Below are 22576 nucleotides of genomic sequence, written 5' to 3' on the forward strand. Positions count from 1 at the left end.
AGTCACCGGAGCAGGGGACCCGCGAAAGGGACGGATCACCCTTTTCCACGAGGGTTGACGACGTCGGCGCGGCGGCAGGCGACCTGGCTCGATCCAAAGGATCATGACAGTTGCGGGACAGCGCCGGACTCACACCGGACTTCGCTACACGCTGCGCGTCAGACAAACGTTATCAATCCCCCAGAACAGCCGGACGTCAAGGGTTTGCCTCCGGATTTCTCCCGGCCCCGCCTCCACTCGGGGGCGATTGACCAACCCAGCGCGAAGATGTGGCCGGCGCCGATGAGCGGAGCACGGGCCGGTGGGCGTTCCCCGCACGGGCCGGTGCGCGTTCCCCTCCGCGGCCCTAACCGAGTTGCCGCTCCGCGGTGGCGATGATCTCCTGCAGGCGCAGGCCGTGCGCGGCGTCGAGGGGGTGACCGCCACCGCGCTCCACGGTCTCGGCGAACTCGGCGAGCATCACGGTGAAGACGTCGGGACCGAGCCGGTCACTGTTGATCGACTCCCGGCCGAGCCGGCCGTAGACCTCCACGTGGGAGGGGGGTGTCTCACCCGGCACGCTCATGCACAGCGACGCCTCGCTGACCGCGCCGGTCTCGTGCTCCAGCAGCAGGCCGACCCAGCCCCTCGGGTTGCCGTGGGCGCGGACCGAGGCGACCCGGCCGAGCGCGGCGTCCAGCATGTCGATCATGTGCGGGCCGACGTCGAGGATCGCGCCGCGCTCCAGCCGCCAGGGGGTGGCGAAGTCACCGCCGAGCATGGAGCCGGAGATGTTGGCCGCGTGCCCGCCGAACGGCTCGACGGCCGACACCCTGGCCAGGAACGCCCGGGTGGCCTCCGAGTAGCGCCAGGTGAGAACCATCTGGGAGGGCACCCCGGCCTCGCCGATCGCCTCGGCCAGCCGCCTGGCTCCGTCCAGGTCTGCCGCGAGTGGCTTCTCCAGCAGCAGCGCCTTGCCCGCCTTGGCCGCCAGCACGCCGAGCTCGGCCTGTACGGCGGGCGGCACCGAGAACGCGACCGCCTCGCAGTTGTCGAACAGCTCCTCGATCCGCTCGAAGACGGGGACCCCGAATCTGGCGGCGACCTCGGGGCGCCGCGCCCACACACCCACCAGGCGCGTGTCGGGCCCGGCTGCCAGGATCGGCGCGTGCACCATCTCCGCCCACGGCCCCGCGCCCACCAAGCCCACAGATATCGTCACCGCCTCAGCTTCTCACGATCTCTTGACGCGCCGATGAACATCGATCGACATGTCTCCGCTTCCGGGTTTGCCCACCCCGGCCGGAGGGAAGGCCGCGGGGCGCCGGCCGGCCGACGCCGACCGTACGGGCATGATGGGCGGCGTATGGACGAGATGATTCTGCTGCGGCACGGCGAGACCGAGTGGAGCCGGAACGGGCGTCACACCGGGCGCACCGACCTGCCTCTGACCGCCAGGGGCGAGGAGCAGGCGCGGGCGCTCGCGGCGCTGGTCAAGGACCGGCCCTTCGGCCTGGTCCTGGTCAGTCCCGCGCTGCGGGCCCGCCGCACGGCGGAACTCGCCGGGCTTACCGAGCTCGCCGGCCACACGGGCTATGAGATCGACCCCGACCTGTGGGAGTGGGACTACGGCGGCTACGAGGGCGTCACCACCTCGGCGATCCGCGAGGCGCGCCCCGGCTGGTATCTGTGGCGTGACGGGGTCGTGCCGGGCGACGCCGGACACCCCGGTGAGAGCGCGGCGGAGGTCGGCGCACGCGCCGACCGGGTGATAGGGCGGGCGAGCTCCGTCGGCGGCGACGTGGTCGTGGTCGCCCACGGGCACCTCCTGCGGGTGCTCTGTGCCCGCTGGCTCGGCCTGCCCGCCCGGGACGGCCGCCTCTTCCGCCTGGACACCGGCACCCACTCGCGGCTCGGCTTCGAACACGCCGAACCGGTCGTGCTGAGCTGGAACGCTCCCGTCTGAGACCGCGCCGGGGCAAAGAGGCGGCTGCCACCGCGACCTGACCGGCCGGTCGGGCCGACAGCGCGGCCGGGCCGGTCAGGCCGCCGTCACACCGGGTTGCGGCCCCCGGCCGGTCAGCCATTCCAGGACGTCACGGTGACCTCGGCGGGCCTCCTCGAAGTGGCGCCATCGCCAGTAGCGAGGCTGGTCGCGTACTCCGGTGACCCAGGTGCGATAGGAAACCGGAGTGTCCGCACCGTCGCCCGTGGCCTGCGAGGCGACGCCATAGGTGCGGATAACGACGCGACCGCCCGGTGCGAACAGCACATCGTCGGCCACGGGATACAAGGTCATTCGGTCGAGCATGGTCTGAGCCCCCAATCGCTGCTGGCTCAAACTCTCATCCACCGGACCGCTCCCCGGATTACGTAACGGGCGCGCCGAGGTTAACCAAGCGCGCCCGAGGTAAAAACGGTGTTACACCGTAAGGCTGTCGAACTCCCCGTCTTTCACCCCGAGCACCAGCGCACGGATCTCGTCGCGGGTGTAGATCAGTGCCGGACCCCCGGGAAAACGAGAGTTCCGCACCGCGATACTGCCGTCCGGCAGTTCGGCCAGCTCGACGCAGTTGCCCGTCGAGTTGCTGTGACGACTCTTCCGCCAGCTCGCCCCGGCCAGGTCCGTGGCGGGCATGCCGTTGTAGGTGTGCTTCATTTAGATCTCTCTGAGAAGGTCGCCGAGTATCTCGGCGGTGCCCCCAGGCGTGGTGCTTTCCACGCACAGCTGCTCCATGGCTGTGAGGTATGGATCAATGTCCTCACGTTTGTCCAGGTAGAGGGCACCCCAGAGCTGCTCGACATAGACGACGTCCGACAGGTCGGACTCGGGAAACCGTAAGATGCTGAACGCACCACCCTCGGCCGCGTGCATGCCGAACCGGAAGGGCATCACCTGGATGGTGATGTTGGGCAGCGTGGCCACCTCCAGCAGATGCTGGAGCTGTTCACGCATGATGCCCTCTCCTCCGATGGGACGCTTCAGGGCCGCCTCGTCGATGACCGCCCACAGTCGCGGGCCGTTCTTCTTCGTCAGGCGTTCCTGCCGCTGCATGCGCATGTGCACACGGCGCTCGATATCCGCCTCCGGCACGTCCGGGTAGCCCAACCGGATCACGGTGCGCGCGTAGGCGGCGGTCTGCAGCAGGCCGGGAACGAACTGCACCTCGTAGGTGCGGATAACGTTCGCCGCCTCCTCCAGACCCACATAGGTGGTGAACCAGGTCGGCAGAAAATCGCCGTACTTGTGCCACCAACCAGGGGTGTTCGCCTCGCGGACCATTTCCAGCAGGCCGCGCCGTTCTGCGTCGTCGAGCACGCCGTACAGGGTGAGCAGATCCTCCACGTCTCGCGTCTTGAAACCGACACGACCCAGTTCCATTCGGCTGATCTTGGACTCCGAGGCCCGGATGTGGAATCCGGCCACCTCACGGGGGAGCCCCTTCTCCTCACGCAGGCGACGCAGGCTTGCGCCGAGCATGATGCGCCGAACGGTGGAACCGGTACCGGGCGGGTCCATGGACACGTGGTTGCTCCTCGCTCGCTTTCCTGATCGACAGTCTGTCACTTCGCGGCCCAAGTTTCCCAAGCCGCGGCCAAGATCCCCTTTCCATCCTGATTGCCGAATTCATGGGTAACCGTAGCGGTTGCACACACCTTATGCACGTGCATTCGCTCTTGCACCTGCACGGGAGTTTGCAGCATGATGATCTCTGTGCAGTCCGCCCAAACCGCGCCCTCTCGAACCCCCTGGACGGCGCTCGACTGGTGGCCCCCCATCGGCTGGTGGCCCGACACGGCCCGCGACCTCGTGTCCGGATCGCCGGCCATGGCCAGTGCCACCTTCGTGCTCCCCCCACAGCCCGAGTGCGTCCACTCGGCCCGCAGCTTCGCGACGGGGACGCTCACCGGCTGGAAACTCGCCGAGCTGAGCGAGAACATGGAGTTGATCGTCTCGGAACTGGCCACCAACGCCTTCAAACACGGCCTCCGGCTTGCCGAGGCACGCTCCAAGGAGCCGATCAGGCTCTCCCTGTTACGCCGCGGGGCCGTCGTCACCTGCGCGCTCAACGACCCGGGATCGGGCTTCCCCACGCTGCGCGATCCCTCACCCCTGGACATCGGCGGCCTCGGACTGCACATCGTCGAGTCGCTGAGCGCCCGCTGGGGCTGGGCTCCGCTGGCCCCCTACGGAAAGATCGTCTGGGCCGTCCTCCGTTAGGGCCCGGCCCGCGAACCACATTGGAACCGGTTGCATTCTGCGCGGTGCATCCCGTCGGGGATGCCCTCTGCATTACCGTGGATGCCTATGGCTCACGGAGAGTCCCGCGCGTGATTCCTGCAGAGAGCTGCGAGATGGACGATCATCTGCTCGGCTGGTTGAAAACCCTCGACGAAGAACGGCTCACCCGGGTTCTGGCCAACCGGCCGGACGCCATAGCCCCGCCGTGGCCGCGTCGCCTCGACACCCTGGCGCAACGGCTGGGCAACGGGTTCGCGGTCATGGCGGTGATGCGCGGCCTTCCGCTGCCCACCCTGGAGGTCGCCCAGGCGGCGCTGGCCCTGGGCAACCGGGTCGAGGTGGAGTCGCTGGCCCGGTTCATGGGCGTGCCGGAGGCCGAGGTGGCCCCCTGGGTCGGCAGGCTCTTCGACCACGCCCTGGCCTGGCCCGACGCCGACGGGCGGATCTGGATCGCCGACGGGGTCGCCCGGTGGTGGACGACCCCGTGCGGGCTCGGCGAACCGCTCACCCACTATCTGAACTCCTGGACGGTCAGCGCCGACGCCCTGCGCGCCCTCGCCAGAGCCCTCGGCCTGCCGCAGGGCCCCAAACGCCAGACGGTCGACAGGGTCGCCGAGACGCTCTCCGACCCCGGGCGGCTGAGCGCCCTCATCGAGCGGGCTCCGGAGGGGACCAGGAGACTGCTGGAGGAGTTCGCCTGGGACGGCCCGATCCGCGACATCGACGGCGGCCGGTTCGTGGCTCCGGGCTCGGCGGAGAAGTGGGCCGGCGACCACGGGGTGCTCTTCCGGCCGAGCTGGAACACCGCCGAGATGCCCCGGGAGGTGGCGCTCGCGCTGCGCGGCCCCGACTACCACCCGCCGTTCACCCCCTGCCCGCCCGATCTGGCGACCGTCCCGGTGGATCCCGAGTCTGTGGACCACCTGATGACGCTGGCGGCCCCGCACATGGTGGAGCGCTGCGCCGCGATGCTGGAGAACACCGCGAAGACCCCGCTGCCGCTGCTGAAGGCGGGCGGAGTCGGTGTGCGGGAGGTGCGGCGGCTGGCCAGGGAGACCGGCTGCGACGAGGACGAGACCCGGCTGCTGCTGGAGATCTGCGCGGTGGCCAGATTGCTGGCCTGGGACGACTCGGCCGCGGGACTGGTGCCCACCGAGAAGTTCGACCGCTGGCGGCTGGACGACGCGGCGGCCAGGCTCCGGGTGCTGCTGTCCGCCTGGTGGCGGATGGAGCGTTCGTCGCTCCGCCGGGCCGGCGGCAAGTACGGCACCGTGCTCGGCGACGATCCGGCCGGGACCTCGGTCGGCCGGGCCCGCCGGGCGGTGCTCGGCGTGCTGGCCCGTCTCCCCGCCAGTACGGCGTGCGCCGACCGGACCGGGCTGGTCGAGTCCGCGCATTGGCACGCTCCGCTGCTGGATCGGGCGCTGCTGGCCGAGTGCGCCCCGGCCGTGCTGGAGGAGGCCAGGATGCTCGGGCTGGTCTCCTACGACACGATCACCGACCTGGGGCGCGCGCTGGCCGCCCTGGACGTCGCCGGGGACGAGAACGACGACTGCGCGCCGCTCGTGGAGAACGACCCGCAGCTGGTGGAGTGTTCGACCCGGGCGCTGGCCAGTGTGCGGCGGAGCGCGCTGTTCGGCGCCGACCTCACCGCCGTGGTGACCGGACCGCCCGCCGGCGAACTGGCCGAGCTGCTCGACCGGACCGCCGAACGCGAGTCGCGGGGCGCCGCCTCGGTGTGGCGGTTCACCCCGGCGAGCGTGCGCCGCGCGATGGACACCGGCTACACCGCCGACGACCTGCTCGCCGACCTCGCCGAGGTGGGCACGGTTCCGCAGCCGCTGGACTATCTGGTGCGCGACGTCGCCAGGCGGCACGGCGAGGTCACCGTGACCACGGTCGCCTGCATCGTGCAGGCCTCCGACCCGGTGCTGCTGGCCGAGATCGCCGGACATCGGCGGCTGACCAGGCTGGGCCTGCGGCTGCTCGCGCCGACCGTGCTCGCCAGCGCGCTGCCCGCCGACAAGACCCTGGCCGTGCTGCGGGAGAACGGCTACGCCCCGGTCCCGGTCGAGGACACCGGGGAGATCACCGTCCGCCGGGCCCGGGTCGATGAGCCGCGAGGCGGGCGGCTGATCCTGCTGCCCGGCGGGCAGGTGGCCGAGCTGGAGCAGCCTCCGTATCCGCTGTTCGAGCCGCCTCCGGACCCGCGTGAACACGCCGGCCGGCTGCTCACCGCCGAGAACGACGTCTCCCGGCAAAACGGCAGGACGTGGGCGATCATCGGCCGCATGGCCTCGCGGTTGCCGACGGCCCAGCAGTCGCTGCTCGGTTTCGTGGTGGACCGGGGGGTGCGGGCGGCGATCACGCTGACCGACGGCCTGACCGCCACCATCAGCCACGGCGAGCTGCGCGGCGGTGCGCTCGACGCCTGGTGTGAGGAGGCCGGAGACTACCTGGAGTTCCCGCTGGCCGACATCGTGGAGGTCCGGGGCGCCTACGCCTGACCCTCCAGTGCCACCCGGCGGGCCAGCCCCAGAGGCAGTCCGCCGGAGCCCGCGAGGGTGTCGTGGAAGGCGCGCAGGTCACCCCGGCCCGCGGCCAGATAGTCGTCACGGATGCGGTCGATCTCCAGAGCGCCCGTCAGGTAGGAGGGGGCCTGGGTCGGCCAGGCGCAGTAGCGGTTGACCTCTCCCCTGGAGGTGCCGGGGGTGAGCGACGAGGAGGTGGTCATGAACTCCTCCGCCTCCTCGACGCTCATGTCACCGCAGTGCAGCGAGGTGTCCACCACGATGCGGGCCGCCCGGAAGAGGCGGAAGTCCAGGTGGGCGAGCTCCTGGGCGGGCGTGGCGAAGTAGCCCTGCTCCCGCATGACCTTCTCCACGTACAGGGCCCACCCCTCGGAGAAGTACGGCGTGCGCAGCAGCTTGCGGACCCGGCGCGGACTGCCCGCCATCCAGGACAGGTGCCAGTGGTGACCGGGGTAGGCCTCGTGGACGGCGATGGAGGGCATCTGCGCCCTGGCGTTGGTGCGCAGCCGCTGCCGTACCTGCTCCTCGGTGAAGGAGCCGGGGGTGAACGGCACGAAGAAGTGCCCGATCCGGGAGGCGGACAGGGGCGGGGGCTGCATGTAGGAGGCCACCGAGAGGATGGGCCGCTGAAACTCCGGCGACGGCACCACACGGCACTCCTCACCGTCGGCGAACGTCACCAGGCCGCGTTCGCGTACGAACTCCCTGGCCCGCCCGGTCTCGGCCTCGTACTCGGCCCGCATGTCCTCCAGGGTCGGCGCGTGGTCGTCCTGGAGCGCGGTGACGGCCGCGTGCCAGTCGTCGGAACCGCCGGGCAGCCGCCGGGCGACCTCGCGCATCTGCGCGTCCAGCTCGTCGTAGGCCGCCCGGCCGAGCCCGAGCAACTCGTCGGCGCCGTAGCCGAGCATCTCCCGCTCCCGCAGCAGCCTGGAGTAGAGCTCCTCCCCCATCCGCCACGTACCCGTGGCCCGGAAGCCCTCCAGGAAGTCGACCAGCTCGTCGAAGGCCGCCGCCGCGGGCTCCGCCGCCTCGATCAGCCGGGCGCGCAGCCGCTCGTCGGCGACCTGACCGGGCACCGTCTCGGTGAGGAAGCGCCGTCCGGTCCGTGCCTGGCCCAGCCCCCGCTCGACCAGCAGCGCCGCCGCCAGAGCCGGGTCCAGGTTCCTTCGGCAGGCCGCGAGCACGTCCGGCACCTCGGCCAGCCGGGCGACGGCCGAGGCGACCAGGTCGGCCTCGGAGGAGAGCCGGTGCAGGAAGGGGCCGAACATCGAGGCGAAGATCGTCCCCAGGTAGACGGAGGGGTCACGCCGCCAGGTGGGCCAGGTCTCGTAGGCGAGGGCGCCGCGCAGCGTGGACATGACGAGCTCGCGGTCGATCTCGTCCGCGAAGTCCCCGGGGGCTCCGGGGACTCCGGGGACTCCGGGCCCCTGAGGGGCCCCGGCCGCCTGGAACCGCTCCAGCCAGTCCCGCGACTCCCGCTCCCTGGCCAGGATGCCCGCCTCGGTGAAGTCGCCGAGGGTCCGGTCACGGCCCTCCGCCCCGGCCAGGGCGGCCTGAACCGGATTGGCGTCCAGGTACCAGCCGAGGAAGTCATTCACGAGTTCAGAAGAGGTCATAACGGGAGATCTTACTTGGCATGTCATAACGATTATTGAGCGTCAAACCGAGCGAAACCATCAGTGGGCGACGCCCTCGGAGGCCGTCGCGCGGTGACGCGGAAGGACGCGATCGACGGCGTGACGACCGGGTTCGCCGGAACCCGCCGGGCGGCCCGTACCGGACCGGCCGACGAGATCGGCGGGTACGTCGGCGGGTACGGCGTCACCTTTCCCACCGGTACGGCGCCGTCCTTCCCATAAGCTTCTGCTGTGGGTGACCCGAAGTTCGAGATCCAGATGCTCCACGACCGTGTCATGGTCAAGATCGAGCAGGAGTCCGAGGAACGGCGCAGCACCGCGGGGATCGTCATCCCGGCGACGGTGAAGATGGCCAACCGGCTCGTCTGGGGTGAGGTCTGCGGCGCCGGCGCGAGCGCCCGGACCGTGAAGGTCGGCGACAAGGTCCTGTTCAATCCGGAGGACCAGTACGAGGTCGAGGTCCACGGCCAGCTCTACATCGTCATGCGCGAGCGCGACCTGCACGCCATCGCCACCCCGCAGACCGACAACGGCACCGGCCTCTACCTCTGACCCGCCCCCTCCCCGCGGGTGTAGCTGAGATAGACCTTCCGGTCCCAGTCGTCGGCGGAGATGTCGGCCAGCACCCGCATTCCCCTGCCCTTGAGGTTGAGCAGCACGGCCCGGTAGGCGCCCGCGCTGGGGATGACCGCGACGAAGCTCTTCTCGTCCCACCAGCCCAGCAGCGCCTTCGGCCTGACGTTCACCTTGGCTGCGAGACGGCCGGAGACGCGGTCCCAGACGCAGACGTACTCGGTGTAGGTCGCCGGGCACCAGGTCATCAGCCCGCGCCCCGAGGGTGAGAAGGCGTCCTCACCCCCGGCGGGGGCGCCGGTCCTCGCCAGGGTGCGCCTGGCCTCGCCGTCCTGGCCGTAGAAGCGGGTACCGCCCCGGTACTCGGCCACCAGCTGGGCGTTGTCGGGGGTCCACCGGAACCGCGCGGCCCCGTCCACCTCGGGCACGGGCACCGTCCTGGCGGTCTTCGCCACCGCGTCGACGATCACGAAGCCGGTGGTCTCCCAGCCGGTCCCGGCCTTCCGCTGAACGGTCAGGACCGCCTTGCGGCCGTCGCGGGACCAGTGGGCGAAGTGGGCGACGAGCGGCTTCTGAACGGTCTGGATCCTGGTGGCGCTCTCTCCCGCCAGATCGGCCAGCAGCACCGAGTCGTGGCCGGCGTTGTAGGAGCTGGGGACCGCCAGGGCCTTGGCCCCCCGGGGAGCCACCGTGATCTCCTGATAGCCGCCCTGCTTGGCGAACGCCTCCCCCCTGCGCAGGTAGGCCAGATCGCCCAGGGTGTAGGAGGTCACCGTGAGCGGGTCTCCCGGACTCTCCCTGACGGTCACCCGGGTGTCGGGCAACGTGACGTCCGCGGGCAGCGCGGCGTGGGCGGTGGTCGGGGCCAGTACGGCCGCCAAGGCCGTGATGACGGCACAACCGATCAGTCGGTGAAACCCGGAAGTCATAGGCACGGCCGCAGCTTAGGACGGGAGTTCCTCATAGTTGGTGATCTATAACGGATCGGTCCGCCTGACAAGGGCGGCCCGGTACGGCACCCGCGCCCGTACCGGGTCGGGGCTGTTCCGACAGCCGCCTTTTCCGGTCGCCACCGTACCGAACCAACGGCGTCACCGGTTCTCCATGTCATCTCTCGCGAAAGCGCTCGACATTCGATGAATTGGAGAGGCAAAAGCTACCGAAGCAAGGATTGATGAGCGATTTACCGACTGGGTAAGTTCGCACCCAGATCGAAATCAATCAAGTCACGTGGATCAAGCTTTCAACTCACCCACCTTGACGCTGTCGAGGAATGCCTTCCACTCAGAGCGAGCGAAGAGGAGGACTGAACCGTCAGGGTTCTTACTGTCACGGACAGCGATGACACCAGGCAAATTGCCGGCCACCTCGACGCAGTCTCCCCCGTTGGTGCTGCTCAGGCTGGACTTACGCCATTTAGCCCCGGTCAGATCCATCACTCGACCATCCTCGCTATGAGCTCCAACGACGCCCTCTGCGGAAGCGCCTCCGCGCGGAGGGCATCGAACACGTATGTGACCGTCTCAACGTCCTCACGGCGCTGGACGATGTGGCCGTGGGCCGCCGTCTCCAAGTAGACGGTATCCAGCCCCGATTTGAAACCCGCAATGACGAACGCGCCTGCGAGGCCTGGATGGGCTACCGTCTCTCTAGGGATGACTTGGACCGTAATTCGGGGCCGCTGAGCGGCCTCGACCAGTCGCGCAAGCTGCTCTTGCATCACTTGAGAACCGCCGATGGCCCGATGAAGAACTCCTTCATCCAGCACCACCCAGAAGGCAGGCGAATCCCTTCGATCAAGAACCTCCTGCCGTTCTAGGCGAGCTGCCACCATCTCGTCGACCTGCTCAGGAGAGTCGCCAGGACGTCCGCCGATCAGCATCGCACGAGCGTAGGCCTCGGTTTGAAGCAGCCCAGGAAGCACCAATGGCTGAAAGGTTTTCAGGCTGGTCGCCTCGCGTTCCAGTTCGACGAACGGGCGATACCACGTGGGGTAGGCCTCGCGGCTCAGTAGTGGCCACAGCCGGGACAGGGCGCCACCGGTCTCCAGGACTTCGTCGCACCGGGCGGTGAAGTCGCGGGACGGGACGCGTCTGGCGGTCTCGATCATCCCAACCATGGCAAGCGAATAGCAGATCTGCTCGCCCAGTTTCTCCTGGGACCAGCCCTTCTCGGTCCGGTAGCGTCGCACCTCGGCGCCGAAGAACGCCAGGGGGCTCGCGCTTGGGTCAAGATCACGCGCCGCGGGCATCGCGTTCTCCTTCGGCTGCTCGCTCGGGGGAAGCGGATCCGAACTCCAGAACCACTGGAAGCCTCACATGCGACTCCATGTTCGGACGCTCACTCACTGTAGCGTCACATGTTCACAATGTGAAGGGGGATTCCGGCATCCCGTCATACGACCCCCCTGGGGCAAAGACCTGACCGGCCGCGTCACGGCCGACGACGATCGTGGATTCCACAGGGTCACACAGCCCCGGGCCCGCCTTCCACAGCCGGAGCGTCGTGATCCGGTCGCTACCCACCGTGTTCGCCCGTCGTCACCCTGTACGACATGAACCCGCCACCACGCGGCCTGGGCCGCCTGCGCCCCTACTCCCCCTCTCCCGGATTCGAGGCGCCGTCGGCGCCCGACAACCCCTGGAGCATCCCCGCCGTAGGAGCCGCGGAACGTCTCCGGCACGCTCTGGCCGACCTCTGGGTGACCACAGACGTACACCTTGGTTTCGGAGTCGCGCTGGTCAGCGTCTGGACCGACCTGCTCGTCCTCACCGACGGCCGGTGCTTCCGCTGGTGGACGGGCGAGCTCAACCGGGCCGGTAACCGCGTCTACGCGTACTGCCCGGCCGATCTCCCCATCGCCGCCGCCCACGACATCGCCCGGGTCCGCGAAAGCCTGCGGACCCGGCAGCCGGAACGCGGCATCCCGCCGGCACACCCGGTGTGATCGGGAACGGTGGCGATACTTCCCGAAAGGCCGATGGACCTGGCTAATCCGGACCGGCGATCCGGAGGAGAGGTGTGGGCCCGCCGTCGCTACCGGATCGACGGCGCGTTCGACCCCGGCCTGTACGGCGCGAAGGTCCGGGAGCTGATCGACAGGCACCTGGAGTCCCTCGGTGCCGAGGAGATCCTGCCTCCCGTCTCCCCGACGGCGGCCGACTTCGGGCAGAAGGTCGCGGGCGAAGGCCTCGGAGATGGAGCACGCCGTCCGTCACCATGTCACCGTGCACTTCTCCGAGAACCCCGTCCGTTACCGAAGGTCCGGAGAGAGCCTCGGCCTTCAGGCCGGGGATGAATTCGGTCCCCGGTAGGGGATGGCCCGGCGGAGCCGGGGCAGACCGGAGCGCGGAGCGCGGACCCAGAACCCGGCAGGTTCGCTCCGGGCGTCAGGCGGGTCGGCGCTGTCGCTCGATATACGCCTTGATGATCGACCGTGGCGCTCCGCCGCAGGAGGCGGCGAAATAGGACGGGGACCAGAACACCCCGCCTATGTGGGCGCGGTTGACCCGGCCGGTGAACTCTTTGCGCAGGTAGTGCGAGGAGACGCCCTTCAGTGAGTTGACGAGCTTGGAGATCGCGACCTTGGGCGGATAGTGCACCAGGAGACGGACGTGGTCGTGTTCGCCGTTGAACTCCCGTAGCTCGGCCTCGAAACTGTCACACACCTCGACCATGATGTCCTCACAGCGGCGCAGCATCGCGTCGTCGAACACGTCCCGCCGGTATTTGGTGACGAAGACCAGATGGACGTGGAGCGCGGAAACCACGTGTCGTCCGCGCCGGTATTCGGCTGGATCACTCATAGACCAGATGATAATTTGTTCGAGTGAAGGGCGGGCCGGAGAGGGGGCGGGGTTCATGCTGGCAGGTCGCAGGTACCGCTTGGACCTCACTCCCGAGCAGGCCGCCTTCGCTGAAGGCATCGCGGGGATCTGCCGGTCGGTGTGGAACACCGGCCTGGAGCAGCGCAGGGAGTACCGGCGGCGTGGGGCGTTCATCGGGTACGCCGGGCAATGCAAGGAACTCGCCGACGCGAAGGCCGACTTCCCGTGGCTGGGCCAGGCGCCGTCACAGGTCGTCCAGCAGACGCTCAAGGACCTCGACCGGGCGGTGAAAACCCACGGGACGTGGAAAGTCCACTGGCGGTCCCACCGCAGGTGGAAGCCGTCGTTCCGGTTCCCCGCAGGCAACCTCATCACGGTGGAGCGGCTGGGCCGCACGTGGGGGCGGGCGAAACTCCCCAAGCTCGGGTGGGTGCGGTTCCGCTGGTCGCGCGCGCTCGGCGGCACGATCCGCTCGGCCACCGTGAGCAGGGACGGCGCGCACTGGTACTTCAGCTTCCTCATCGACGACGGGAAGACCACTCCCGCTGCGCACCCCGGTCCCATAGTCGGCGTGGACCGGGGGGTGAAGGTCGCGGCCGTCACCTCCGACGGCGATTTCCACGACCGGACGTTCGCCACCCCCGGCCAGGCTAAACGCCTGCGACGTCTTCGGCAGCGACTCACCCGCACGAAGAAAGGCTCCGCGCGGCGCAAGAAGGTCCTCGCGGAGATCGGGAAGCTCATGGGCGGGGTCCGCGCCCGGCGGGCCGACTTCAACGCCCGCACCGCGAGCGTGCTCACCTCCCGGTACGGGACGGTCGTCCTGGAAGACCTCAAGACGGCGAACATGACCCGCTCGGCCGCCGGAACCGTGGAGGCCCCCGGCAGGAACGTCGCCCAGAAAGCGGGCCTGAACCGGGCCATCCTCGACAAGGGCTGGCACGGACTCGAACTCGCCCTCACGGGCGCGGCCCGGTACACCGGCACGAAAATCGTGAAGGTCAACCCCGCGTACACATCGCAGACGTGCTCGGCCTGCAAGGCGGTGAATGCGGCATCGCGTGAGAGCCAAGCACGATTCGCCTGCACCTCCTGCGGGATGGTCGCGCACGCCGACGTGAACGCCGCCCTCAACATCAAGCACCGATACGCGGGCGGGCAGCCCGTGTCAGGACGCGGAGACCTCGGGGCAACCCGGTCTGTGAAACGTCAACCACCCCGGCTACCAGCGCGGCAGCATGCCGCGCCCGCGGCACAGGGAATCCCGGTCCTTTAGGGCCGAGAGGAAGTCAAAAACGGCTCAGTGAGCGTCTGGAGGAGATCCTCACCGAGCATCGGGAGAACGGGGAGCAGCAGATCCTGGCACTCGGCGAGCTGGTCTCCACGGTCCTCGATGTCACCGTCGAGATCAGCGCGCGACGCACGAGCGTGCGGCTCACCGTGGACCGCGACGCCTCGGTGATCGCGACGGTGCCGCCACGGGTCGGGCGAGACGAACTCACCCGGATCGTGGTCTCCCGGCGGCGCTGGCTGTACGGCAAGCTCGCCGAGCACAGCGCGCTGGACCCGCCTCGCCCATCTCACGCCTATCTGACCGGTGAGGGCTTCCTCTATCTGGGCCGGAGCCACCGTCTGCTTCTCGTCGACTCGGCCCCCGCCCCGGTCCGGCTGATCCGTGGGCGCCTGGAGCTCCGGCGTGACTGCGTGGGGGATCCTGCCGGTCACATCGTGCGATGGTATCGCCGACGGGGGGAGACCATGGCTGATCAACCGCATCGCGCCGTGGGCGGAGCGGCTCGGTGTCACACTCACCGACCTGCGGGTGCTTCCCCTCGGCTATCGCTGGGGGTCCTGCTCTCCCAGCGGGCACGTCAACATTCACTGGGCCACCATGCAGGTCGCCCCACTCCTGGTGGACTACGTGCTTGTCCACGAGCCGGCTCATGTGAAGCACGCCGATCACCCTCCGGAGTTCCGGCGGATCGTCGAGCGCGCCCTGCCGGATTATCGAACCCGCCGCGAGCAGCTGAAACGTCTCGGCCCCGGCCTCTGGCTTCCTTGATCACCGGGTGACCACAAGAACAGAGACAGGGGACGACGGACGGGCCGGGCGGGGCGGGGCGGTCGTCACCGCCCCGCCCCGCCCCGCCCGGCCCGGCCCGTCGGGTCGGACCGGTTTTCGGGCACCGGCCTGGAGGTACGGCCTCGAAGACGCTGGTCCTCGGGGAACGGCCTAGAAGTAGCCGGCGCCCGTGATCGTGGCCGGCTGGTCACCGGTGTTCTTCACCCTGAACCGGATGCAGTGCGGAGCCGGGGAGTCTCCGGCCGCGACGTGGGCGGCGTGGTCGTTGGCGGGGATCGAGACCGTGCCGACGGACCGTCCGCGGCAGTTGGCGACCTTCACCTCCGTCGGCTCGGTGTTGTTCTCCAGCTTGACCAGCACGTGGCCCTTGTAGGGGGCGGTGGGGGCGAGCGTGCGGCTGAGGAACACCTCGGCGCCGGGGTTCACCGTCGCGCTCAGGTTCACCGCGTCGGCGTGGGCGGTGCCGGCCAGGGCGACCATTCCACCGGCCACCAGCGCGAGCGTCGAGGACAGGATGCGCATCGAACGTCACTCTCCTTGCATGTCCTTGGGGATGAGACGCAGAGGACATTACGGAGGGTGACGCATCGGAATGGCCATGTGACCGTCGGCGCCGGGTAAAGGATCCGCGGCGTGGTCAGGGGCCGAGGAGTTTGCGGGCCTCAACGATCAGGTCGAGGTGGAGGCTGAACTTGAGGCCGTAGTAGACGATGGCCGTGGCCGCGGCGGCGGCGGTGAGGATCACCAGGATCTTGACGGTCCAGCCCCGGCGGCCGAGCCAGGCCGTCCAGGCCGAGAGCGTCCGCTTGCCGAATTCCAGGAGGCGGTGGGCCCAGTGGAACTCGGTGGCCAGGACCGCGAGACCGGCGAAGACCACCAGCCAGCCGGGGCCGGGGAAGGGGACCATGATGAGCCCGCCGACGACCAGCACGGCGCCGACGGCGCCGATGACGATCTTCAGGGTGAGACGGCCCGTACGGGTCGATCTGACACCGTCGAGCCAGCCGTGGATGCCGGACCGCCGCGCGGCCTCGTCCTTCAGCTCGTCGGCGTCACCGGTCTCGGACGGGCGCTCGGACTCGTCACGCGCGCTCCGCATCGCATCTGAGATGGCCACGCACTCCCCTCGGCCTGTCGGTTTCGACTAAGAATAGGGCCGCCTGCCCCGTCGTTTGGTATTCCGCGGCTTGTGGCGTACCCAGAAATCCGCCGCGTGCGCGGGAGCCGGATGTCGAAGGTGGTCGGATTGGTCTCGACGCGCCGAAGCCGCCGCGTGCGCGGGAGCCGGATGGTGACCTGTTCCCGGGAGGCGTCCGGCCGCCTCCCCGCAACCCCGGCGCCCACCCTGGCCCAAGGCGTCCCGGAGGCCCCGGTACGGCTCTCTCCGGCCGTCCGCGGCGGCAGGTTCGGCCCCGCCGCCGGGCACGGCGAGCCCGCTCGGCGACGGCAGGGTGGGACGATCTCCAATGCCGGGACAGTGCGCCTAAACCCAAGGTAAAACCCTAAGAAATTGGGTTATTTTAGGACCAAAAATGAGTTAATGTCCGTTCATGTCTGAGGCTCCCCTTGTCAAGACCGTCAGCATCAGTACCGTCAACGGCCCCTGCGCCGCGTCCGCCGTCCACGGCGCGGTCCTGCCCCGCGAGCACCTCCGCAGCGATCTGCGCTGGGCGATCGGCGTCCCCTCCGACCCCCACCGCTGGCTGGACGAGGAGCAGGCGGTCGCCGGAGAGCTGCGCGAGTTGCGACGGTCCGACGGGCTCGGCCTGGTCGTCGAGCTGAGCTGCATCGGCATGGGCCGGGACGCCACGACGATGTCCAGGATCGCGGCGTGCAGCCGGGTGGCCGTGGTCGCGGGTACCGGATTCTTCGCCGGGCCCTTCACCCCCTCCTGGGCGCTGGACGCCGATGTGGAGACGCTCACCCGCTACCTGCTGACCGAGATCAACGACGGCCTCGACGGCACCGGCTCCCGCCCCGGCGTGATCGGCGAGATCGGCGCGTGGGGCGAGGAGCCGACCTCGGCGGAGGAACGCTGCGCGACCGCCGCCGCCAGGGCCGCCCTCTCCTCGGGACTGCCCGTGGCCACCCACCACCGCGGCGGCCTGCCCCTAATGGAGATCCTGCTCGGCGAGGGCCTGCCCGCCCACCGGATCAGCGTCGCCGACGCCGGGACCGACCCGGTGACCCCACGCAAGATCGTCGAGCTGGGCGGTTACGTCTGCCTCACCTCGCTGGGCACCGACCGGCTCCGCGACGCGCTCGACCTCATCGAGGCCGGATACGCGCACCGGCTGCTGCTCAGCAGCGGCCTGTCCAGGGTCTCCGAGATCGAGCGGTACGGCGGGGGCGGTTACAGCCACCTGTTCCGCACCTTCCTGCCCAGGCTGCGCGAGGCCGGGGTGAGTGAGGGGACCATCCATACGATCGTCCACGACAACCCCCTCCGCTGGCTGACCTGCGCCGAGCGGTACGTTCCCCCCGCCGCCCCGGACGCCGGGCGCGTCCTGGCCGACCAGGGCACCGGCCAGGTCTGACGCCGCCCGAGGCGCCTCAGGGACGGTCCGGCCCGGCACGGCCGGGGCGGCGCGGCTACAGGCCCGCGGTCTCCGGCCCCGCGCCTTCCCTGCCGGAGACGCCGGAGACGCCGGAGACATGGTCGTGCGAGGAGACCATCAGCCGCGAGCCTGGCCCCCTGGCCGCCGCCGCGTCGTCGGGGTTGGCCAGCGCGCAGCGGTCCAGGGAGAGACAGCCGCAGGCGATGCAGTCGGTCAGGCCGTCACGGAGCCGCTGGAGCTGCCTGATCCGGTCGTCCATCTCACTCCGCCACATCGCCGAGAGCCTGGCCCAGTCCTCACGGGTGGGGGTGCGCCCGTCGGGCAGCGCGGACAGCGCGTCCCGGATCGTCTTGAGCGGGATTCCCACCCGCTGGGCGACCCGGATGAAGGCGATCCTGCGGAGCATGTCCCGGGTGAAGCGGCGCTGGTTGCCCGCCGTACGGCGGCTGCGGATCAGGCCCTTGGCCTCGTAGAAGTGCAGGGCGGAGACGGCGACCCCGCTCCGCGCGGCAAGCTGGCCGACGGTCATCTCCGAATCCTTGAGCACGTTCTCACCCTAGCCTGACCTCGACAAAGGCTGAGGTCGCCTCCGGCGCCGCGCGTCGTCGCTCCAGGTCGGCCGGGATCACGCGCGGAGGACACACCCTAGCGGCGGCGTGCGCCGTCGCGGAGCCTTCCGGGGTCGACGTCCCGCTCCGGATGGCGGCGCAGGTACTCCCGCTCCAGTTCCTCGGTCCGCGTGGTGTGGTTGACGAGCGCCTCGGCGGAACCGTGCAGGAGCGTCTCGGTCCGGGTCGCGTGCAGGTGCCGCAACTCGCGGAGCAGATCGACCTCGGCCAGGTCCTTCGGATCGATTCCCATTGTCATAGAGGCTCGCCTACCCCGTTACAGCTCTATTTCACCCCTTTAATCTGCCGCCCAGTGTCCGATTGGAACGATTTCACAAAAATGAGTCATATTTCATGACTTGTTTGGATTGCGGGCATACCTTCATAGCCTTACGTTCCCGGTATGGATCTAGAGCTCCGACACCTCAGGATCGTGCGTGCGGTCGCCGAGGCCGGGAGCGTCACCAAGGCTGCCAGCCATCTCGGGCTGGCCCAGCCCGCGTTGACCGCGCAGCTCAAACGGATAGAGCGAGTGCTCGGAGGTGCGCTTTTCGACCGCGACCACAATGGAGCACGGCCCACACCCCTCGGAGACCTGGTGCTGTCCAGGGCGATGGTGCTGCTGCCCGCGGCCCGGGAGTTGCAGGAGGAGGCGGTCCGGTTCGCCAACGCCAGCGGTGACGTCCCCCGATACCGGCTGGGTGCCACCAACGGGCCCATCCTGGGCGGACTGGTCGACCGGCTCGCCACGGAGTGGCCGTCGACCCCGGTGAGCACCTACACCTCCTGGTCCGCCAAGGAACTCACCACGATGGTCATGCTGGGCAGGATCGACTTCGCGCTCATCGGCGCCTGCGGGGAGAGCTCGCCGCCGGTGGACGGACCGGTGGTGTGGCTGACCGTGGGGATGGACCCGGTCTTCGTGCTGCTCAACACGGAGCACCCCCTGGCCTCGCGGAAGGAGGTGACCCTCGCGGAGCTGTCCGGCGAACGATGGGCGGTCACCCCCGGCGACAGCTGTTTCGGCGACTGCTTCGCCACGGCGTGCGCCCGCGCCGGCTTCACACCCCAGACCATCTACGAGACGGATGTGGCCACATGCATGCATCTGGCCAAGGTCGGCCGTGCGGCGGTACTCTGCCAGGCAACGTTCCAACCGGCGCCGGGAGTGACGATGGTGCCGCTCGCCGGAGCGCCGCTGCGCTGGCGGCAACTGCTCGGCTGGCACCCGGAAGGACCCTGTTCAGGCGCCGCGACGACGATCGTCGAGCACGCGAAGGCGGCGCACGCCGACGCGATACGGCGGAGCACGCGCTATGCCGCCTGGCTCGCAGAAAACCCCCGTTATGGAACCTCCCCATAACGCGGCGATAGGGAGTATTTGATAGAACCGCACCTCGTGTGGGGGCCTTACCTTGGCGGCACCCACCACACGAGGAGATGCAAATGCTCCGCAGAAGAACCATGACGGCGGGTCTGGCGCTGGCACTGGCGCTGTCCGCGCCCGCCGTCGCCCAAGCCGCCACCGGCGGCGAACCCACCCCCTCGGCGTTCGCCACGGCCAAGGCCCAGGCGGCGGCGGCCGGCAAGCCCGCGCCCGCCCTGATCGACGCCATGAAGCGCGACCTCAAAATCACCGGCGAGCAGGCCACGGCCCGCCTGATCAACGAGGCCGCCGCGGCCAAGGTCGAGCCACTCCTGCGCAGGCAGCTCGGCGATGGCTGGGGCGGTGGCTGGGTGACCGGACCGACCTCGGACTTCGTGGTCGCGACCAGCGACTCGAAGAAGATCACCACCATCGCCAAGGCGGGAGTGGAGGCCAAACTGGTCAAACACTCACTGGCCTCGCTGGAGGCGGTCAGGGCCAAGCTCGACGCCGTCACCGGTACCCCCAAGGGCGTGCCCTCCTGGTATGTCGACGTGAAGAACAACACCGTCGTGGTACAGGCCGGCGAGCCCGCGGCCGCCGAGGCGTTCCTGAAGGCGAGCGGCGCCGACAGGTCCCTCATCCGGGTCGAGGCCTCGACGGAACATCCGCGACCGCTCTACGACGTCCGCGGTGGTGACGCCTACTACATCGCGAACCGTGCCCGCTGCTCGGTCGGCTTCTCGGTCACCCGCGGCTACGAGGGAGGCTTCGCGAGCGCGGGCCACTGTGGCAACCCCGGAGACCCCACCAGCGGCTCCAACGGGGTCGCGCAGGGCACCTTCCAGGGCTCGTCCTTCCCGGGTAACGACTACTCCTGGGTCGCGGTCGACTCCAACTGGACCCCGACCGGGGTGGTGAACGGCTACAGCAACGGCATCGTCCCGGTCGACGGTTCCGCCGACACACCGGTCGGCTCGTCGATCTGCCGGGCCGGCTCGACCACCGGCTGGCACTGCGGCACCCTCCAGGCCCGCAACGCCAGCGTCACCTATCCCGAGGGCACCATCACCGGCCTGGGCCGCACCACCGTGTGCGCCGAGCCCGGTGACTCCGGCGGCTCCTACATCTCCGGCAGCCAGGCCCAGGGCGTCACCTCCGGCGGCTCGGGCGACTGCACCTACGGCGGGACGACCTACTTCCAGCCGATCAACGAGATCCTGCAGGTCTACGGGCTCACCCTGGTCACCGGAGGCGGCAACCCGCCGTCCACCGCATGCCAGAGCGCCTACAGCGGCTCGCTGACCTCCAGCCAGAGCGCCTACCAGCCGAGCAGCGCGGGCTACACCGCCGCCGCCGGCGAGCAGCGGATCTGCCTGCAGGGGCCGAGCGGCGCCGACTACGACATCTACCTGCAGAAGCGGAACGGTTCCACCTGGACCGACGTGGCCAGCGGGACCACCGCCAGCTCCGATGAGACGATCGTCTACAACGGCAGCGCGGGCACCTACCGTGTCCGGGTGCTCGCCTACAGCGGCTCGGGCTCCTACACCCTCGGTGTGGTCAAGCCGTAGTGGCCGGGCGCGAGGCGCCGTGACAGAACAGGGCTCCGGACGCCGCCGCCCCTTCCGGAAGGGGCGGCGGCGTCGTGCCGGGAAATGGCGCGGTCAGGCCGGCGCGTCGAGAACAATGAGGGAATGAGCGAGCTTCTGATCCTGACCGAGGGCACGGTGCTGACCCACCTGGTCACCCGGGCCGAGCTGGCGGCCGGCGCGCTGGCGGCCGGCGACGACCTGCGGCTCTGGGCACGGCTGGCCGACGGCGACGGGGTACCGTCGGCCGGTGGCGGCCTGGTCCGCACCGTGGTCGACAGGGGCGAGCCGAGCCTGACCGGACCCGACGGCTGGCTGGCGGGGGTGGAGCCGGAGGACATGGTCGCGCTGCGCCTGCGCGACGGCAGACTGGAGCTGTCCACCACGACGCTGACCGCCTTCCCCGCCGAGCGGGCGATCCGGATCACCCAGGAGTTCGCCGAGCAGGCGCTGGACGCGCTGCGCGCCTTCGCCGAAGGGCTGGAGCCCAGCCCCGGCGTCCCGATCGACGCGGTGATCCTGGAGCTGCTGACGAAGGTCCCCGACGCCTTCAGCGACCCGCTGCCTCCGCTGGCCCCACTGCTGCGCGGGGCCTCGCTGGAGGTGCGGCGCGGCCGGGTCGGCATCGTGGGCGCGCCGTGGGACACCGCGTCGGTCGCCGGCCTGGACCCGCTGGACATCATCAGACTGGCCCTGGTCCGCAGCACGCTGCGCGCCTACGACGAGGGCGCCGACCTGTCCAGGGCGATCACCTACCTGTCCAGGTCGGAGACGGTGCTCGCCAGGATCGCCGACGAGGTGGAGCGCGAACCGCTCACGCCGGCCCTGGTCGAGGCGCTGCCCCGCACCGAACCGGCCGCACTGCTGCTGATCGCCAGATCCGCCGAGGGGGAGGGCCGGTCGTTCGAGGCGGCCGGGTTCGTCACCGAGGTGCTCTCCGCCGCACCGGGGCTGGGCCCCGCCGAGCGGGACGCGGCCGAATACGCCGCGTGCCGTACGAATCCCGACGATCCGCTCCCCGCGCGGGCGGCACATCTGTTCCGGCAGCTGCTCGCCTACGGCTACCGCCCGGCCCGCCGCCGCCTGATCGACGACCTGGTCGCGTTGAGCGTCCGGGTGGCCGAGCCGGCCCTGGCCGACCTGGCGCTGTTCGAGAACGACGTCGTCGGTGAGTTCCTCCAGGCGCGGGGCGAATGGCTCCGCGACGACGAGGTGGCGCTGCTGGAGTCGTGGCGCGGCACGCCGATGCGCCTGTGGGAGGTCCTCGACGTCGCCGGAGACGAGATCACCCTGCGTGACGCGGCCCCGGGCGGGGCGGAGCCGGTGACGCTGACCGACGACCTGCTCCCCCGGCAGGCCCGGCCAGGCGATCTGATGCTGACCAGGCTGCTGGACGACGGGACCGGCCCCCACGTGTTCGGTCACCCGTTCAAGGTGGACCCGGCACGCCGGCAGGAGATGCTCGACCTGCTCACCGACCCCGTCGACCCCTACGCGGTGGCCGCCTTCTTCCGTCGCGCCGGGCGACCGCCCGGCGCGACGGGTGGCGAGGACACTGAGGCGACCTCATAGATTCGGC

The 22576-nt window shown here is 69.9% G+C and carries 26 protein-coding genes, 1 pseudogene and 1 riboswitch; of the genes and pseudogenes, 13 read left to right on the forward strand and 14 right to left on the reverse strand.

Annotated features, from left to right (window positions below; all coding sequences use genetic code 11):
* Positions 1-55: 55 nt before the first annotated feature.
* Positions 56-183, reverse strand: a riboswitch (cobalamin riboswitch).
* A gap of 163 nt (positions 184-346) precedes the next feature.
* Positions 347-1201 carry a Gfo/Idh/MocA family oxidoreductase gene (locus tag ABZ194_RS05705; protein WP_355592718.1) on the reverse strand — a complete coding sequence of 285 codons (855 nt, stop codon included), beginning with the start codon at positions 1199-1201 and terminating at the stop codon, positions 347-349.
* 144 nt (positions 1202-1345) lie between these two features.
* Here ABZ194_RS05705 and ABZ194_RS05710 point away from each other — a divergent pair, with 144 nt between their 5' ends.
* Positions 1346-1945: a histidine phosphatase family protein gene (locus ABZ194_RS05710; RefSeq protein WP_355592720.1), complete on the forward strand. Its 600-nt coding sequence runs from the start codon at positions 1346-1348 to the stop codon at positions 1943-1945.
* A gap of 75 nt (positions 1946-2020) precedes the next feature.
* Here ABZ194_RS05710 and ABZ194_RS05715 read toward each other — a convergent pair whose 3' ends face one another.
* From ABZ194_RS05715 to ABZ194_RS05725, 3 genes are all read right to left on the reverse strand, one after another.
* On the reverse strand, positions 2021-2278 hold the full coding sequence (locus ABZ194_RS05715) for a hypothetical protein (RefSeq protein WP_355592722.1): 258 nt from the start codon (positions 2276-2278) through the stop codon (positions 2021-2023).
* Positions 2279-2401: 123 nt separating this feature from the next.
* The gene (locus tag ABZ194_RS05720) at positions 2402-2638 is read right to left on the reverse strand and encodes a DUF397 domain-containing protein (RefSeq protein ID WP_271218725.1); all 237 of its coding nucleotides are present in this window, start codon (positions 2636-2638) and stop codon (positions 2402-2404) included.
* The gene (locus tag ABZ194_RS05725; protein ID WP_355593143.1) at positions 2639-3460 is read right to left on the reverse strand and encodes a helix-turn-helix transcriptional regulator; all 822 of its coding nucleotides are present in this window, start codon (positions 3458-3460) and stop codon (positions 2639-2641) included.
* Positions 3461-3682: 222 nt separating this feature from the next.
* Between ABZ194_RS05725 and ABZ194_RS05730 the strand changes: the two genes are divergently transcribed.
* Together ABZ194_RS05730 and ABZ194_RS05735 are read left to right on the forward strand one after the other, a co-directional pair.
* Complete coding sequence (locus ABZ194_RS05730) at positions 3683-4201, forward strand: ATP-binding protein (RefSeq protein ID WP_355592725.1); 519 nt, start codon at positions 3683-3685, stop codon at positions 4199-4201.
* Between the two features lie 110 nt (positions 4202-4311).
* Positions 4312-6729 (forward strand): helicase-associated domain-containing protein, encoded by a 2418-nt coding sequence (locus tag ABZ194_RS05735; protein ID WP_355592727.1) that lies wholly within the window; start codon positions 4312-4314, stop codon positions 6727-6729.
* On the opposite strand, the gene ABZ194_RS05740 is transcribed toward ABZ194_RS05735, so the two are convergent.
* Positions 6720-8369: a DUF885 domain-containing protein gene (locus tag ABZ194_RS05740; protein WP_355592729.1), complete on the reverse strand. Its 1650-nt coding sequence runs from the start codon at positions 8367-8369 to the stop codon at positions 6720-6722. The genes ABZ194_RS05735 and ABZ194_RS05740 overlap by 10 nt on opposite strands.
* Positions 8370-8462: 93 nt before the next feature.
* Here ABZ194_RS05740 and ABZ194_RS05745 point away from each other — a divergent pair, with 93 nt between their 5' ends.
* Complete coding sequence (locus ABZ194_RS05745) at positions 8463-8612, forward strand: hypothetical protein (protein ID WP_355592731.1); 150 nt, start codon at positions 8463-8465, stop codon at positions 8610-8612.
* Between the two features lie 9 nt (positions 8613-8621).
* On the forward strand, positions 8622-8942 hold the full coding sequence (locus ABZ194_RS05750; protein WP_355592733.1) for a co-chaperone GroES: 321 nt from the start codon (positions 8622-8624) through the stop codon (positions 8940-8942).
* Here ABZ194_RS05750 and ABZ194_RS05755 read toward each other — a convergent pair.
* The 3 genes from ABZ194_RS05755 to ABZ194_RS05765 form a co-directional block, all read right to left on the reverse strand.
* Complete coding sequence (locus tag ABZ194_RS05755; RefSeq protein WP_355592735.1) at positions 8933-9844, reverse strand: hypothetical protein; 912 nt, start codon at positions 9842-9844, stop codon at positions 8933-8935. The genes ABZ194_RS05750 and ABZ194_RS05755 overlap by 10 nt on opposite strands.
* A 354-nt stretch (positions 9845-10198) precedes the next feature.
* On the reverse strand, positions 10199-10399 hold the full coding sequence (locus ABZ194_RS05760; protein WP_355593145.1) for a DUF397 domain-containing protein: 201 nt from the start codon (positions 10397-10399) through the stop codon (positions 10199-10201).
* A complete protein-coding gene (locus tag ABZ194_RS05765) occupies positions 10399-11214 on the reverse strand; it encodes a helix-turn-helix transcriptional regulator (protein WP_355592737.1) in 816 nt (271 codons plus the stop codon). Before ABZ194_RS05765 ends, ABZ194_RS05760 begins: the two co-directional genes overlap by 1 nt.
* A 303-nt stretch (positions 11215-11517) precedes the next feature.
* Here ABZ194_RS05765 and ABZ194_RS05770 point away from each other — a divergent pair, with 303 nt between their 5' ends.
* Positions 11518-11910: a hypothetical protein gene (locus tag ABZ194_RS05770; RefSeq protein ID WP_355592739.1), complete on the forward strand. Its 393-nt coding sequence runs from the start codon at positions 11518-11520 to the stop codon at positions 11908-11910.
* 442 nt (positions 11911-12352) lie between these two features.
* Here the strand turns inward: ABZ194_RS05770 and tnpA are convergent, their stop codons facing one another.
* Positions 12353-12769, reverse strand: coding sequence for an IS200/IS605 family transposase (tnpA, locus tag ABZ194_RS05775; protein WP_355592740.1), 417 nt, complete (start codon positions 12767-12769; stop codon positions 12353-12355).
* A gap of 55 nt (positions 12770-12824) precedes the next feature.
* On the opposite strand from tnpA, the gene ABZ194_RS05780 reads away from it, so the two are divergent.
* The gene (locus ABZ194_RS05780) at positions 12825-14066 is read left to right on the forward strand and encodes a transposase (protein ID WP_355592742.1); all 1242 of its coding nucleotides are present in this window, start codon (positions 12825-12827) and stop codon (positions 14064-14066) included.
* Between the two features lie 13 nt (positions 14067-14079).
* Here ABZ194_RS05780 and ABZ194_RS05785 read toward each other — a convergent pair whose 3' ends face one another.
* Positions 14080-14292 (reverse strand): hypothetical protein, encoded by a 213-nt coding sequence (locus ABZ194_RS05785; protein ID WP_355592744.1) that lies wholly within the window; start codon positions 14290-14292, stop codon positions 14080-14082.
* Between ABZ194_RS05785 and ABZ194_RS05790 the strand changes: the two are divergent.
* Positions 14261-14422 (forward strand): annotated as a pseudogene (locus ABZ194_RS05790) (hypothetical protein); the annotation flags it as partial. The gene ABZ194_RS05785 and the pseudogene ABZ194_RS05790 sit on opposite strands and share 32 nt — an antisense overlap.
* A gap of 64 nt (positions 14423-14486) precedes the next feature.
* The gene (locus ABZ194_RS05795) at positions 14487-14852 is read left to right on the forward strand and encodes a M48 family metallopeptidase (RefSeq protein WP_355592746.1); all 366 of its coding nucleotides are present in this window, start codon (positions 14487-14489) and stop codon (positions 14850-14852) included.
* Between the two features lie 171 nt (positions 14853-15023).
* Here the strand turns inward: ABZ194_RS05795 and ABZ194_RS05800 are convergent, their stop codons facing one another.
* Both ABZ194_RS05800 and ABZ194_RS05805 read right to left on the reverse strand, forming a co-directional pair.
* On the reverse strand, positions 15024-15395 hold the full coding sequence (locus ABZ194_RS05800; protein WP_355592748.1) for a hypothetical protein: 372 nt from the start codon (positions 15393-15395) through the stop codon (positions 15024-15026).
* A gap of 115 nt (positions 15396-15510) precedes the next feature.
* Positions 15511-15990 carry a TIGR02611 family protein gene (locus ABZ194_RS05805; protein ID WP_355592750.1) on the reverse strand — a complete coding sequence of 160 codons (480 nt, stop codon included), beginning with the start codon at positions 15988-15990 and terminating at the stop codon, positions 15511-15513.
* 433 nt (positions 15991-16423) lie between these two features.
* Between ABZ194_RS05805 and ABZ194_RS05810 the strand changes: the two genes are divergently transcribed.
* Entirely contained in the window at positions 16424-17410 is a 987-nt protein-coding gene (locus ABZ194_RS05810; RefSeq protein ID WP_355592752.1) for an aryldialkylphosphatase, read from the forward strand.
* Positions 17411-17465: 55 nt separating this feature from the next.
* On the opposite strand, the gene soxR is transcribed toward ABZ194_RS05810, so the two are convergent.
* Positions 17466-17960 (reverse strand): redox-sensitive transcriptional activator SoxR, encoded by a 495-nt coding sequence (gene soxR / locus ABZ194_RS05815; protein WP_355593147.1) that lies wholly within the window; start codon positions 17958-17960, stop codon positions 17466-17468.
* A gap of 116 nt (positions 17961-18076) precedes the next feature.
* Entirely contained in the window at positions 18077-18298 is a 222-nt protein-coding gene (locus ABZ194_RS05820) for a DUF6158 family protein (RefSeq protein ID WP_355592754.1), read from the reverse strand.
* 144 nt (positions 18299-18442) lie between these two features.
* Between ABZ194_RS05820 and ABZ194_RS05825 the strand changes: the two genes are divergently transcribed.
* The 3 genes from ABZ194_RS05825 to ABZ194_RS05835 all read left to right on the forward strand — a co-directional run bounded on the left by ABZ194_RS05825 (position 18443) and on the right by ABZ194_RS05835 (position 22569).
* Positions 18443-19402 carry a LysR family transcriptional regulator gene (locus ABZ194_RS05825; RefSeq protein WP_355592756.1) on the forward strand — a complete coding sequence of 320 codons (960 nt, stop codon included), beginning with the start codon at positions 18443-18445 and terminating at the stop codon, positions 19400-19402.
* A gap of 83 nt (positions 19403-19485) precedes the next feature.
* The gene (locus ABZ194_RS05830; RefSeq protein ID WP_355592758.1) at positions 19486-20979 is read left to right on the forward strand and encodes a S1 family peptidase; all 1494 of its coding nucleotides are present in this window, start codon (positions 19486-19488) and stop codon (positions 20977-20979) included.
* 123 nt (positions 20980-21102) lie between these two features.
* Positions 21103-22569, forward strand: a complete 1467-nt coding sequence (locus tag ABZ194_RS05835; RefSeq protein WP_355592760.1) for a hypothetical protein — start codon at positions 21103-21105, stop codon at positions 22567-22569.
* The last annotated feature ends 7 nt before the right edge of the window (positions 22570-22576 follow it).

The sequence above is a fragment of the Streptosporangium sp. NPDC006007 genome, from assembly GCF_040614315.1.
Taxonomy (GTDB): Bacteria; Actinomycetota; Actinomycetes; order Streptosporangiales; family Streptosporangiaceae; genus Streptosporangium.

Excerpts from the sequence above, each read along its gene's own strand:
- ABZ194_RS05710 (WP_355592720.1), top strand. The coding sequence starts at position 1,346 with ATGGACGAGATGATTCTGCTGCGGCACGGCGAGACCGAGTGGAGCCGG.
- ABZ194_RS05715 (WP_355592722.1), bottom strand. The coding sequence starts at position 2,278 with ATGACCTTGTATCCCGTGGCCGACGATGTGCTGTTCGCACCGGGCGGT.
- ABZ194_RS05720 (WP_271218725.1), bottom strand. The coding sequence starts at position 2,638 with ATGAAGCACACCTACAACGGCATGCCCGCCACGGACCTGGCCGGGGCG.
- ABZ194_RS05725 (WP_355593143.1), bottom strand. The coding sequence starts at position 3,460 with ATGCTCGGCGCAAGCCTGCGTCGCCTGCGTGAGGAGAAGGGGCTCCCC.
- ABZ194_RS05730 (WP_355592725.1), top strand. The coding sequence starts at position 3,683 with ATGATGATCTCTGTGCAGTCCGCCCAAACCGCGCCCTCTCGAACCCCC.
- ABZ194_RS05740 (WP_355592729.1), bottom strand. The coding sequence starts at position 8,369 with ATGACCTCTTCTGAACTCGTGAATGACTTCCTCGGCTGGTACCTGGAC.
- ABZ194_RS05760 (WP_355593145.1), bottom strand. The coding sequence starts at position 10,399 with ATGGATCTGACCGGGGCTAAATGGCGTAAGTCCAGCCTGAGCAGCACC.
- ABZ194_RS05765 (WP_355592737.1), bottom strand. The coding sequence starts at position 11,214 with ATGCCCGCGGCGCGTGATCTTGACCCAAGCGCGAGCCCCCTGGCGTTC.
- ABZ194_RS05770 (WP_355592739.1), top strand. The coding sequence starts at position 11,518 with ATGAACCCGCCACCACGCGGCCTGGGCCGCCTGCGCCCCTACTCCCCC.
- tnpA (WP_355592740.1), bottom strand. The coding sequence starts at position 12,769 with ATGAGTGATCCAGCCGAATACCGGCGCGGACGACACGTGGTTTCCGCG.
- ABZ194_RS05780 (WP_355592742.1), top strand. The coding sequence starts at position 12,825 with ATGCTGGCAGGTCGCAGGTACCGCTTGGACCTCACTCCCGAGCAGGCC.
- ABZ194_RS05800 (WP_355592748.1), bottom strand. The coding sequence starts at position 15,395 with ATGCGCATCCTGTCCTCGACGCTCGCGCTGGTGGCCGGTGGAATGGTC.
- ABZ194_RS05810 (WP_355592752.1), top strand. The coding sequence starts at position 16,424 with ATGTCTGAGGCTCCCCTTGTCAAGACCGTCAGCATCAGTACCGTCAAC.
- soxR (WP_355593147.1), bottom strand. The coding sequence starts at position 17,960 with ATGACCGTCGGCCAGCTTGCCGCGCGGAGCGGGGTCGCCGTCTCCGCC.
- ABZ194_RS05820 (WP_355592754.1), bottom strand. The coding sequence starts at position 18,298 with ATGACAATGGGAATCGATCCGAAGGACCTGGCCGAGGTCGATCTGCTC.
- ABZ194_RS05825 (WP_355592756.1), top strand. The coding sequence starts at position 18,443 with ATGGATCTAGAGCTCCGACACCTCAGGATCGTGCGTGCGGTCGCCGAG.
- ABZ194_RS05830 (WP_355592758.1), top strand. The coding sequence starts at position 19,486 with ATGCTCCGCAGAAGAACCATGACGGCGGGTCTGGCGCTGGCACTGGCG.
- ABZ194_RS05835 (WP_355592760.1), top strand. The coding sequence starts at position 21,103 with ATGAGCGAGCTTCTGATCCTGACCGAGGGCACGGTGCTGACCCACCTG.